Below are 13295 nucleotides of genomic sequence, written 5' to 3' on the forward strand. Positions count from 1 at the left end.
CTATCTCAACAATCTAGTCTTGCAATTGATTCATTTCAGCGAGCAGGGCATCATACCAGAGATTAAAATTTTCTTCTGTGTTGAATTCCCCTATGGCATCCTCATAACTTAATCCTGACGCCATGGCTGTTTCTACTTCTTTTCTATCCTTTTCCGCTTTTTCCGGCAAAGAATTTTCCAGAATATTTCGAACATTTTTTGAGTTTGCAACAGCAGGAGTCGTGTAAAGAGTGTGTGAGTTCATAACATTGAGCGCCTCTTCCATAGCTGGATCGGAGCCTCTTCCCTTCAAAATGTCTATTGTCTGAATGGTAAATCCATCCACTCGAACGGGAAGGTACTCTGCACTCATTGCAAACTTACAATTTTCTTCCTTCCCTGTCAGCCAGCGCAAAAACTCCACTGAATCCTTCACCCTTTCCTCAGTTCCATTCAAAACGGAAATCCCGGCTCCCTGCTGCATGGCAAAACGCTCACCCTTTACAAATTGAGGGCAAGGTAAAACAATGCAGTCTATAGAATAATGTACTTCATCGGAAAGAATTACATCCCGCGGAAAATAACTGTAGCCTGCCGAAGAGCCGACATAGGAAAGAATTTCTCCTGTTCGCACATCATCTGAGCGATAGCGCCCGATAGAGGCAAAGTAGCCCTTAATATAAGGGACATAGTAATTGTCCCAAAGCTTACGCAGGATGGGTTTTGGAAAGTTATAAGAAGCATTTCCGGAGCTGTCTTTGGAAATCAAATCTACCCCCATCTGCTTTGCGCCAACCAGAAAATAATTAGCAAAATCATCCATTCCGAAGAAGGGCTTTCCGTCATTTTCCTCCGGAGTCAACGCGTCGGTATACTCATAATACTTTTTTGCCACCTCCATCAGACCTTCCCGTGTTTCTAATTCTGTAAGCTTTGTTCCGGTCGCATCGGCAAATTTTTTCCAATCCGTCCCATTTAAAAAGAAAAGCTCTGTGGATTTTCCTACCGGGAGAATCTTAATGCCTTCATCTTTCTTTCCCAGTCTTCCTTCATTTAAGAACTCGGGGACAAAAGCGTCCAGCTCTTCCTGAGAAAAGTATCGGCTTAAATCCACAAGATAGTGTTTTCTGTCCAAAACCCAAGCAATATCCGCATACATAAAAGCCATATCCGGATAGTCATCTTGTGTAAAATTTTTATCGGTTAAAGCAAGAAGATTGTTCTCAATATCCTCAAAAGACCCCGGATTCATCAGTCGTACGGAGAAATTCAACTCCCTTCCCCGTCCTTCGTTAAATTCGTCTATCGTCTTTTTAAATGCCTCCAGCTGCGCTCCGGAATAATAACTCCAGATACTCAGTTCCCTATTCTCCTTTGCCTTATTATAAGAGCTCTCCTCTTTTACCTGCTTCTCGTTCTTTCTTTTACAAGACAGAAGAAATAAAATACAGATAAGGAGAAACCCGATATATCGTAAATATCTTCTCTTCATTTTGCTCTACCTTTTCTTTGGTTTATGGGTTCAAAAGAAAAAAGCATGGTCTAATACTTGGGACAACTTCGTCATAAACCATTTTAAATATAAGTATTAATTCAACTTTTTTATATAAATTATATTAGCTTTCACACAAAATAAATAGCTGTATTTTTAAGCAAGCCATGCTCTCTGTCAGGATGGCAAATGCTCTGTTCGTGAAACTGATACAAGCTACAAAACTAAAGAACTTAGTAGCTTTTTCCCTCCTTTATCAGCATTATATATAAAAGACCGTATGAAGTCCAACATTGATTTTTTTATTCTTTTCTCCGCTTTTTTTGATTTCAATTTTCCCTATTTTTTGTTCAAAATCTCTTTTCCTCCATATATGATAATTTCGCAGGATTATAATGGAGATGATTTTACATCTCTCCTAAATCCTGCGAAATAAAAGGAATATTTTTATCAAAGTGAAAAATCTAAGCAATTTTTAATACTTCTCATTCCCGGATACCGGGAACTGTTCCACCTTTCTTTCTTGCTTTATATCCTGCTTTGCTTTCTTCGTAGCCGTCTTTTCTTTAGCCTTTCCCGCAGCAGCTTTCGTTTGTGATGCATGATAATGAGCATCTCCGGGAATGGGAATTTGTGACAAATCCATGCCATCCATTCCACTGATATCTACTATCGGCTCTGTTGCCTTTTCCTCCGGAAGAACCGGCTCGGACGATATCACCATCTGCTTCGGTGCAATTTTCTTCGGCTCGATTTCTTCCTTTTTCTCAAAAACTTTCTTCAGCTCTTTTTCCTTAGGCTTCTCCGCAACTTCTTTATGCTTCTCTACAACTTCCTTAGGCTTCTCTGCAACTTCTTTATGTTTCTCTACAACTTCTTTAGGCTTCTCCACAACTTGCTTTGGCTTCTCTATAACTTCTTTAGGCTTCTCTACAACTTCCTTAGGCTTCTCCACAACTTCCTTAGGCTTCTCCACATCTTGCTTTGGCTTCTCTACAACTTCTTTAGGCCTCTCCACAACTTGCTGTGGCTTCTCCGGCAAAGCTTTCTTCAGCGCTTCTTCCTGCTTCCCGAATTCAATCTTATTCGGTACAGCGTTCTCTGATGAAGCTGTTTCGGTTTCGCTTCTTGTTTCCCCTTCCCTTGTCAGTCGGAACTTCGATACAAGGTTATTCAAAAGATTTGCCTGTCTGGAAAGCTCTTCCGAGGCAGCTGCAGACTCTTCCGCTGTAGCGGAATTGTTCTGTACCGTAGCGGAAATCTGTTCAATACCCGCACTAATCTGTGATACACCTTTTGCTTCTTCTTCCGATGCTGTGGAGATGTCCTGAATAAAGCTATTAATCTGTACCGTATGCTTTGAAACTGTTCCCAAAGACTCCGCTGTCTCTTCTGTTATCTTGGCTCCTTTTTCCACTGCCAAAATGGTTTCTTCAATGAGGGTTGCCGTATTCTGAGCGGCCTTTGCTGATTTTTGTGCCAGATTTCCCACTTCATCCGCAACTACCGCGAAGCCTTTTCCTGCAGCGCCTGCTCTTGCCGCTTCTATTGCGGCGTTTAAAGAAAGGATATTGGTCTGGAACGCAATGTCATCAATCGTTTTGATGATTTTATTGATCTCATTGGACTTTTGAGTGATTTCCAGCATTGCTTTAGACATCTCCGACATCTTTTTATTGCTTCGTTCTACCGCTTCACCGGTATGTCCGGAAAGAACGGAAGCCTTCACTGCCATCTCCGCCGTTTCCTTAATCTTTATGGAAATATCATTCATGGTAGCACTCAGCTGTTCAATCGAAGAAGCCTGTTCTGTAGCCCCCTGGGAAAGTCCCTGCGCGGCAGAACTTACCTGCCCGGCACCGGAATTCACTGCACCGGCACTGTTCTTGATTTCGGACATAGTCTTATCCAGATCTCCGGTAATCTCCTGTAAAGTGAGAAGCAAGGGTCTATATGCACCGGGATAGTTCTCTTCATTATCCAGCGCAACACAGAAATTCCCCTGTGAAAGTTCTTTTAACTTATCGGAAAGGTCCGTAATAATCCTTTGAATATTGGAGACAACATCCTGAATAGATGTACACAGATCTCCGATCTCATCTTTATTCTTATAGCGAATTCCTACCGCAAAATCTCCCTCTGCAACGGATTCACCGACTTTTGCGATTTCCTTTAGTGGATGAAGCGCTTTTCGAATCAATATGGAGCTTACAACGATTAAAATTGCAAGACCTGCCGCACTGAAAAGCGTACAAAGTAAGACCAGACGATTTCTCGCAGACATAAACTCGCTGTTCAATACACTGACCATCGTCCAAAGCGTCACTCCATGGATATCCATAGGTCTAAAATAGACTCTTCTTACTTCTCCCCGGTTCATCGGTACCGTTACAAGAAACGGCTCCTTCTTTTCCATACCCGTATGAATCTCCTCCATGGAGCTCTCGGGCACCACCTCTTCCAGACTCTTCTTCTGCATATCCGGATTCATGCTGTATAGCACAGTCCCTTTATGGTCTAAAACACCGGTATGCAGGGATTTAAAATTTTCATCTTCCTGTTTTACGCTGGAAAAGATCTCTACATTAATATCCAACATGACACAGCCGATAAACTCTCCCTTTGGATTTTTTAAGGGACTTGCCATCGTCATCACTTTGATCTCCGGACGCAAGGTATCTGCGTATGCGTCGGTAAGAAATCTGTCTCCCGTCTCTTTTGCTTTTTTATACCAGTCTGTAGCCGAATAAAAATCATAGGGCAAGGACATAATCTCTCCGGCTTCTCTCGCAGTCGGAGTCATATAGATTCCATATTCTTTTATTCCTTGTTGAAACCCGTTCGGCTCGAAAAAGATTCCCGTCCCAAGCAAAGAAGGATTGCTTGCAACCGATGCATTGAGAGAATCCAGGAACATAGATTCCGTATTGTATCTGGATGCGGAAAGTTCCGCATCAATAACCCGGGATTGAAAATGAGTTGCCTCCATACCTGAGAGAGAAAGCGCTTTTCCGTTCAGATCTTTCACCTTCCAAATCTGATTCAGCACAGCTCCGACAGAGTCCTCCTGCTCATTCATCTTTTGTACGCCTACTTCCATAGTGGAGGAAATAGATTCCAAGCTTGCAATTACTTTCTGCACGTCTCCCATGGACATCGTTGCCTTATCGTTTAGATTGCCATCCAGCGCGGAGCTGATTGCTTTCTGTCCGGTGTAAATAATACTTAAGCTCATCAATAAAAATACAAGAACAATACACAAGCCCAAGATTGCAGAGAGTCTGGTGCCGATTGATCCCTTCTTTCCCTGCTTCCCCTTTCCCTTTTTCATCATTTTCCCTCCCTGAAAAATTCCGGATTCCTTTTGAATCTAATTTTCTTTTAAAGTAAAGCGCTCTACCAGATCATTCAGTATATTTGCCTGACCGGACATTTCTTCCGAAGCGGCAGCGGATTCCTGCGCCGTTGCGGAGTTATTCTGCACAACGGAAGAAATCTGATCGATTCCCTGTGTAAGCTGCGCTATCCCTCGAGCCTCTTCTTCCGAGGCAGCTGAAATATCCTGAATATAGTTGTTAATCTTTTCGGTGTGTTGAGAAACGGTATCCAAAGATTCCGCAGTTTCTCTGCTGATTCTTGCTCCCTTTTCTACAGCATCAATGGTTTCCTCTATTAGAGATGCCGTATTCTGTGCCGCCTTCGCCGACTTCTGTGCGAGATTTCCAACTTCATCCGCCACAACGGCAAAGCCCTTTCCGGCAGCCCCTGCTCTTGCAGCTTCAATTGCCGCGTTTAAGGACAGGATATTGGTCTGGAAGGCAATGTCGTCAATGGTCTTTATAATCTTACTGATTTCATTGGATTTCTCGGTGATTTCCACCATAGCCCTGGACATCTCTTCCATCTTTGTATTACTCATAACTACGGCATTCCCCGTATCTGTAGACAAGCGAGACGCTTCCTGTGCCGTATGTGCCGTTTCCTTGATTCTTTCAGAAATATCGCTCATTGTTGAGCTCAACTCTCCTATAGAAGAAGCCTGCTCGGTTGCGCCCTCGGAAAGTCCCTGCGCCGCAAAACTTACCTGCCCTGCACTGCTATTTACCTTCATTGCACTTCCTTGTATCTCGGACATCGTCCGAGAAAGGTCGGTGGTAATCTTGGAAAGAGCCTCCAGAATCGGAATATATGCACCGGTATAATATTCTTCATTATCTTTGCTCAGGTTAAAATTGCCCTTTGCCATTTCTCCCAGTTTCTCGGTTAAATCCGAAATGATATGTCTGACTCTGTCTACCACTTCCTGTATTGCCAAAATCAATGCACCTATTTCATCCTGATAGGCATAGGACATCTCAATATCAAAATCGCCTTCTGCAAGCTTTTTTCCGCACCGGGAAACCATGGCAAGTGGCTTCAAACTCTTATTCAGATAAAATACCGTTGCCAATATGACAATCGCGACCGTCAAAAGTCCTAGTACCGTTGCTACAAGCACCATCCTGTCCACGGCATGATCATAATCAATTTCCGTCATATTGATGCGGAACCACCAAGTTGTGCCGTTCAGATTCACCGGTTCAAAAAATTCTCTTTCTGCTGCACCGGACTTTCCTATTACCTTTCTGGTAAAGCGTTCTCCACCGGCCATAAGATCCTTTACCTCTTTATATGCCTTCTCGGAAAGAACATCCGAAAGCTTCATACCCCTTTGTTTTTCATTTCCATGTATCACTTCTTCCGAATCGATAATCTCGGAAAACATAGTCGGATACTCTGCATCGGTCTTACTTACCTTGGTAAGAACGTCTGCATTAATATCTAATAGAGTAAGACCCTTAAACTCACCGTTTACCATAATCGGACTTGTAATGGTAAAGAGCTCTGCTCCTCCTGCCTTATCATCCTTATAAACATTGGTAATGACTGATTTTCCCTCTTTTCCTGCTTTGTAATAGTCCTTGTCCTTATATAAGTCATAATCGATACGTTGTACAATCTTCTCCTTCGCACCTTCTCTTGTAATAAATATGCCATAGTCGGAAGAATCCGGAAAAAAGGCATTCGGTTCAAAAAAGGTTCCGCCGCCGATAATATTTTCATCTTCCAAAATGGAAGCATGAAGTGTATTCAGGAGAACCGCCTCCGCATTGTATCTTGAAGCGGGAATCTCTTTATCCACAATTCCGCTTCGCAGGGTTACCGGATCCATTCCCGTAACGGAAACCATGTTGTTTTTTGAAAAGTCCTGCACCTTCCAAGTTTGAACGGGAGCCTCTCCCACCTTGTCATTTTCATCATAAATAAAGCTGATTCCTTCATTGATTGTAGCGGAAATATGGCTTAATTTATCCACCGTAGAAGACAGCTCGGCAGCTCCGTTCATCGCTTTTTCCGTCATAGAATCATCAATCTGAGGATCAATATCCAGCTCAAAGGAATGCACCAAGATATAGCAAAGTACCAGAATAAGCACAAAAGAAACTGCACCCAAAACAATAGACAGTCTTCCTTTCAGACTGATTCTCTTCAGGAAACTGCCTTTATTCTTTTCCACATATTTGCTCATACCGTTCAAAAACCTCCTTAAAGCAAAGTCCAATCCTTTCTCCTTGTTTTTTCGACTAAGATTGACTTTCTATAAGTTTGCCATTCCCTTGCTCTCCCCTTCTAAAAAGAAAGGCTATTTTTTTGGAGTATTCATCAGACCGGCGCAATATCCGTCTCTTTCAATAGAACTACGGCTTTACGAGAGAACGCAGTAATGTTAAAATATTCTTAAAATATGTCGGAATGTTGCATACTGATTTCAGGGCATTCGTTTCAAACCGGAAGACATTGCAAGTCGCTTCTTTTCGAGAATAAATCGAGAGAAAATATTGCAAAATATTCGCTTTTTTCCATTTTTCTCTTATACAATTGCGTTTTGCGTTCGATAAAGTGAGGAAAGATCGATTTGGAGAAAGGATTGCTATGTCAATATTTTACGGAAATGGAATAGCCCTTACGGAAAAGACGCTTGATTTGCTATGGGGAAGACAGAATCTTACGGTAAACAATATTGCCAATGTGGATACCCCAAACTATAAATCCAAGTATCTCACTTTTGAGAACGAGCTTCTTCACCATATCACTATGGCAGAAAAGGGCAGTCAGAAAAAAATAAAAGTATCCGAAGCAATTCGTATGCAAAGACCCAGGATACACAGTACCAGGAATGAATCCAGCCGCTTGGACGGAAACAACGTAGATATGGATCAAGAGCAGGTGGAGCTTGTCAAGACCACCTATGCCTATCAGTTCATGGTGAACTCAATTAATAATGATTTAAAACGACTCTCGACAGCAGTGAAAAACTTCTAGTCTTTTCTTCTGTTGAAAAGAATCGATTTGGGGGAGATGGAAAAGCATTTCCCGGGAAAATAGTGAAAAGGTGGTAAAACTTATGGATAGTACAATGGAAGGAATGTTGGATACCTATCTTCTGGAGACGGAATCACTCTTGGATAAGTTAGATGAAATGCTGATTGCCGACGAGAAAATCGGCGATTTTTCCTCCGATGATGTAAATGAAATTTTCCGTATCATGCACACCATAAAAGGTTCCAGTGCCATGATGGAATTTACTCCGATTTCCAACATTGCCCACCACATTGAAGATATGTTCTTCTTTATTCGAGACAAGGGCATGGATTGTTTAAGTAATGAGCAAAAGAACGAACTTTTCGATCTGATGTTCCGCTCGGAAGATTTTCTTCGCGGTGCTTTAGAAAAAGTGAAAGCCGGAGATCCTTTAGATGAAAATATAGAAGAATTTGCCGAAGAGATAAACAATTTCTTGGCAAAAATCTCCGGAAAGGAAAGCGGAAATACAAAGACCGCTTCCGGAGCAGGGCGTGCACAGGGGACCGTAGAAAGAGTGCTTCCGAATGATCCGAAAGCCATTAAATTCATCCATGTCTTCCTGGATCAGGGAATCGGCATGGAGAATCTTAGAGCATTTATGATTGTGAATGCTTTAAAAGAATATGATCTGGACTTCCGTTATTATCCAAGTGATATGGATACAAACTCGGAAACCGCCCAAGTCATTGTCGATGACGGATTTTTCCTTGCCTTTGAAAAGGAAGAAGTCCTTGAAAAGGGAGAAAAGGTGTTAAGAGAGCAGAGCCATATTCTCTCTTATGAAATCGTGGATGCAAAAAAGAGTGAAGTAAAGACGGAAGAAAAGGAAAACATTTCCGTACAGAATCCTAAGCAGAATAAAGAGAAAGAAGCTGCACCGCAGCCACAGAATACCCAGCAGAAATCCACCGCTCCCGTAAAGCAAAGTTTGATTTCCGTAAATTTACAAAAGCTGGATAGTTTAAATGACCTCGTGGGAGAAATTGTAATCACAGAATCTATGGTTACTTCCTCTCCTGTTCTTCGTATGCTTCCGCAGGAAAGTCTGGATAACTTCATGAAATCCGCAAGACAGCTTCGAAAGCTTACCGATGATTTGCAGGACATCGCCATGAGTCTTCGAATGGTCTCCATTTCCGGCGTATTCCAGAAAATGAATCGTATCGTCCGCGATATGAAGCAGAAGCTCGGAAAAGACGTGAAGCTTACTATTATCGGCGAGGATACGGAAGTAGACAAAACCATTGTAGACAGTCTGCAGGATCCCTTGATGCACATCGTCAGAAACAGTATGGATCATGGTATTGAGACTACTAAGGAAGAACGTATTGCTGCCGGAAAGGATGCACAGGGAGAATTGATTCTCTCCGCTTCCCATACCTCTTCCGAAGTGATTATCACCGTAGAGGATGACGGTTACGGTATGAATCCGGAAAAACTTTTGGATAAGGCGGAGGAAAAAGGACTGCTTTATAAGCCGCGTTCCGAATATTCCAAGAAGGAGGCCTTGGGCTTAATCATGCTTCCGGGCTTCTCTACCAATAAGAGTGTTACCGAATTCTCCGGCAGAGGCGTAGGGATGGACGTTGTAAAGAAGAATCTGGAATCGGTAGGAGGTGCCATCAGCATTTCCAGTGAACTGGGAAAAGGGTCTACCTTCACGATGAAAATCCCGCTTACTCTGGCTATTATGGACGGTATGAAGGTTAACGTAGGCGATACAATCTTCACCATCCCCATCGTAAATATTCGCCAGTCCTTTAAAATAGACGATGCGGAAGTTGTCTTTGATGAAAATGGAAACGAGATGGTAAAAAGAATGGATGTCTTCTATCCCATCGTTCGCCTGAACAACTTCTACGGCATAGAAGGAAAATACACCGACCTTGCAGACGGCGTTCTCATCTGGGTAGAAGCAAACGACAAGTCATGTTGTCTCTTTGTTGATGACTTAATCGGAGAACAGCAGGTTGTTGTAAAGCCGCTTCCCGCTTACTTTAACGCCTTTGATCTAAAGGCAAACGGAATCAATGGCTGCTCCATTCTCGGAGACGGAAATATATGTATCATTTTAGATGTCTTAGGCTTGTACTCTCAAGCTATTGAAAATGAATAAGGAGGGAAGTATGGCAGAAGAGTTTATGGATGAGTTTTTTGAAGACGAAAAAATAGAAGAACAGGAAACAAATGACGCAGAACGCTGTCTTACCTTCGAATCCGCAGGGCTTGTCATGTATATGAGCACAAGCTATGTCATTGAGATTATCAATGATCACAGTATCACTGCTCTCCCCATGGTTCCTCACTATGTAAAGGGAATCATCAACCTGAGAGGTTCTATTTTACCTGTCATTGATATCCGGTTACTGATGGACAGAGAGGCAGAAGAATATACTTCAAAGACCTGTATTATTGTCTTAAATATTGAATCCATTCCTATCGGCATTATTGTGGACAGAGTACGACAGGTTATCGATATCGATCCGGATGAAGTGCAGTCCATTCCGCTCCGTAACAGACAGAAACTATGCAACGGCATGATTACTCTGGATTCCGGAGAGGTGGCCATGTCCTTTGATGCGGAGGCTTTGGTACAGTCCTCTTCCGAGGCTGTATAAGGGGTTCTTTCATGTATGATTTATCAGACGAAGACTTTAAACGACTCTATACCTATATGCAGGAAAAATTCGGCATTGACTTACGAAAGAAAAAGCCTTTGATTGTTAGCCGCCTTTCCAGCATTTTGGAAAAATCGGGGTATGGAGAGTTTCACAGCTATGTAAACGACATTCTCTCAAAAGAAAATCAAGACATGCTGACCACGCTTTTAAACAAGCTCACTACGAACTACACCTATTTTATGAGAGAAGAATCCCACTTTGATTATTTGGAAAAGGTGGTTCTTCCGGAGCTTGCCAAAAAACATGAAAAGGACAAGGTCCTTTCTATCTGGAGCGCAGGCTGTTCTTCGGGAGAAGAGCCCTACAATATTTCCATGTATCTTCTGGAATTCTTTGGAAAGCTTCCCGGAAAATGGGATACCAGGATGCTCGCAACGGATATCTCCCATAATGTACTGAACAAGGCGATTAATCCCTCTTATCCCGCGGAAAGTCTGGAAAAACTTCCTAATGCATGGAAAAACAAGTACTTTATTCAGCAAAAGGACGAAAGCTATACGGTCAGTAAAGAGCTAAGAAACAATGTGATTTTCCGCCCCTTTAATCTGATGGAACCCATTCACTTTAAACGAAACTTTGACCTTATCTTCTGTCGAAATGTAATGATTTATTTTGACCAAGTAACAAAAGATGCTTTAGTGAAACGTTTTTATGATGCAACTTATCCGGGGGGATATCTTTTCATTGGTCACTCCGAAGGATTGACCAAGCAAAGCTGTCCTTATAAATATATTAAACCGGCTATCTATCGGAGAGAAGAATAGTCGAGGGGCAAAAATGAAAACATTTTTTTCAAAGAATCACATCCAGATTATTGCCATGGGGGCTTCCACAGGAGGAACGGAAGCTCTTCTTTCGATTCTGGAAAAGTTGCCTGCTAATCTCCCTCCCATAGTCATTACACAACATATGCCTCCCGTTTTTACACAGATGTATGCCGAAAGACTGGATAAGCTCTGCAAGATGGAGGTACGGGAAGGAAAGGATCAGGACCGGCTGTATCCGGGACTCTGCCTCATTGCGCCCGGAGGGCTGCAGATGAAAGTTGTTCGGGACGTCCAAGGACTAAAAGTAGAGTGTAAGGAAGGCGAAAAGGTTTCCGGACACTGTCCTTCGATTGATTACCTCTTTACCTCCGTAGCCGAAAGTTGCGGGCATAATGCCATCGGTATCATTCTGACCGGTATGGGAAAAGACGGGGCAAACGGACTGCTTGCTATGCACGAAAAAGGAGCCTTTACCTTGGGACAGGATCAGAAAAGCTCCATTGTTTACGGAATGCCCATGGAGGCCTATAAACTCGGTGCTGTGGATAAGCAGGGAAACCTCAACGAAATTGCAAGCTTATTAATAAACGCCATGAAGGAAGGAGCGGCAGAAAGCTAAAGCTCCTTTTTCTATGCTTAACAAACAGCTCTCAAAAGCTCTATCAGCTCCTTTTTCTTTTATCTCTTTTTATCCATTATTTTTATTCTATGCTATACGATTTTGTCTTATCTTTCTTTTCTCCTTTGTCGATATTAAAAGCGTATGTAGATTATCTATCATAAAGATCAAACTCTTTATCTTTTTCTGATTGGTTTAGGAGCAAAATATGGGAATAATAAAGGCAGTTTTACACAAAATAGCCATGGGGTCTGCCCAACATCTGGGAGTTTTAGCGATGGCATCTCTTTCTGTAATGACTGTCAGCTTTTCCGCAATTGCTTATGAGGGATATAAAGACAGTTTCAAGACGGTAAAAACAATCCCTCTACACGAGAACAAGACAAAGAACCGGGCTCCCTATTTAGATTTTCAGGAGTTGCTATACGAAGAGCAGGATCGCGGTGACCGACTTGTCTATTACGGAGACGGAACGGAGATATCCGAAGGGGAAGAAGCCGAAGAAAAACTTGCCTCCGACTCGGAGATGCTTCCTGTAGTCGAGCTTAACTCTTCCGAAGCGGAATCGGAGACCGAGACGGAAAGTACGGAAGAAAGTCGAACCGAAGCGGAAACCCCTCCGGAAACAAGTAGCATAGCAGAAACGGAGACTTTAGCGATAATAGACTTAAATACTCCGCAAACAGCGCAAGAAGCTGCAGAGGATGCACAAAAAACATCTACCCTTCCCGTAAAATCGGATCCCTTTGAGAATTACTACGGTACTTCTACATTCAATGACTACAATGTCTATCTGGATACAGCTTTGGGTCCCATGCCCTACTATAACCAGCATGACAGTCACTGGGCCAGCTATCTCTATGGAGGACAGGACAGCATCAGTAAATACGGTTGCGGTCCGACTACAGCAGCTATGATTGTTTCCGCCTTCGGAAATGTAAATGGAAGCATTACCCCGAAGGAAATGTCCAATTGGTCCGCGGCTTACGGCTATTTTGCCCCTAAGAGCGGTTCCTACCACGACTATATCCCGGCGGTACTCTCCGCCTTTGACCTTGTTGTAGACAGCGTACAGGATAGAAGCCCTGCAAACATCGCAAATCTATTAAACAACGGGCATATTCTTGTGGCACTGATGGGAAAGGGTGCACTGACAAACGGAGGGCATTTTATCATCATTACAAAGCAAAATGCCAACGGAAGTATATCCATTGCCGACCCGAACAGTTATCCCAACTCACAAAAGGATTGGGATCCGGCACAGATTATGCGAGAACTGAAACAGAATTATGACGCGGGAGGCCCGCTTTGGTCCGTTCGTATTCCGGGACGGTAAATAAAAAGTGAAAATC

At 42.7% G+C, this 13295-nt stretch carries 9 protein-coding genes; 6 read left to right on the forward strand and 3 right to left on the reverse strand.

Annotated elements, in window-relative coordinates:
• Nucleotides 1-13: 13 nt before the first annotated feature.
• From HMPREF9625_RS02785 to HMPREF9625_RS02795, 3 genes are all read right to left on the reverse strand, one after another.
• Complete coding sequence (locus HMPREF9625_RS02785; RefSeq protein WP_009535483.1) at nt 14-1471, reverse strand: extracellular solute-binding protein; 1458 nt, start codon at nt 1469-1471, stop codon at nt 14-16.
• A gap of 475 nt (nt 1472-1946) precedes the next feature.
• Entirely contained in the window at nt 1947-4805 is a 2859-nt protein-coding gene (locus HMPREF9625_RS02790; RefSeq protein ID WP_009535484.1) for a methyl-accepting chemotaxis protein, read from the reverse strand.
• Between the two features lie 36 nt (nt 4806-4841).
• Nucleotides 4842-7040 carry a methyl-accepting chemotaxis protein gene (locus HMPREF9625_RS02795; protein WP_009535485.1) on the reverse strand — a complete coding sequence of 733 codons (2199 nt, stop codon included), beginning with the start codon at nt 7038-7040 and terminating at the stop codon, nt 4842-4844.
• Between the two features lie 404 nt (nt 7041-7444).
• Between HMPREF9625_RS02795 and flgB the strand changes: the two genes are divergently transcribed.
• From flgB to HMPREF9625_RS02825, 6 genes are all read left to right on the forward strand, one after another.
• Nucleotides 7445-7834 (forward strand): flagellar basal body rod protein FlgB, encoded by a 390-nt coding sequence (gene flgB, locus HMPREF9625_RS02800; protein WP_009535486.1) that lies wholly within the window; start codon nt 7445-7447, stop codon nt 7832-7834.
• An 82-nt stretch (nt 7835-7916) separates the two neighbouring features.
• Nucleotides 7917-9992, forward strand: coding sequence for a chemotaxis protein CheA (locus HMPREF9625_RS02805; protein WP_009535487.1), 2076 nt, complete (start codon nt 7917-7919; stop codon nt 9990-9992).
• Nucleotides 9993-10002: 10 nt separating this feature from the next.
• A complete protein-coding gene (locus tag HMPREF9625_RS02810; protein WP_009535488.1) occupies nt 10003-10494 on the forward strand; it encodes a chemotaxis protein CheW in 492 nt (163 codons plus the stop codon).
• An 11-nt stretch (nt 10495-10505) separates the two neighbouring features.
• Nucleotides 10506-11321, forward strand: coding sequence for a CheR family methyltransferase (locus HMPREF9625_RS02815; protein ID WP_009535489.1), 816 nt, complete (start codon nt 10506-10508; stop codon nt 11319-11321).
• A gap of 13 nt (nt 11322-11334) precedes the next feature.
• Nucleotides 11335-11943 (forward strand): CheB methylesterase domain-containing protein, encoded by a 609-nt coding sequence (locus HMPREF9625_RS02820; RefSeq protein WP_009535490.1) that lies wholly within the window; start codon nt 11335-11337, stop codon nt 11941-11943.
• 208 nt (nt 11944-12151) lie between these two features.
• Nucleotides 12152-13279: a C39 family peptidase gene (locus HMPREF9625_RS02825; RefSeq protein ID WP_009535491.1), complete on the forward strand. Its 1128-nt coding sequence runs from the start codon at nt 12152-12154 to the stop codon at nt 13277-13279.
• Nucleotides 13280-13295 lie beyond the last annotated feature (16 nt).

This window comes from Oribacterium parvum ACB1 (assembly GCF_000238055.2).
GTDB lineage: Bacteria > Bacillota > Clostridia > Lachnospirales > Lachnospiraceae > Oribacterium > Oribacterium parvum.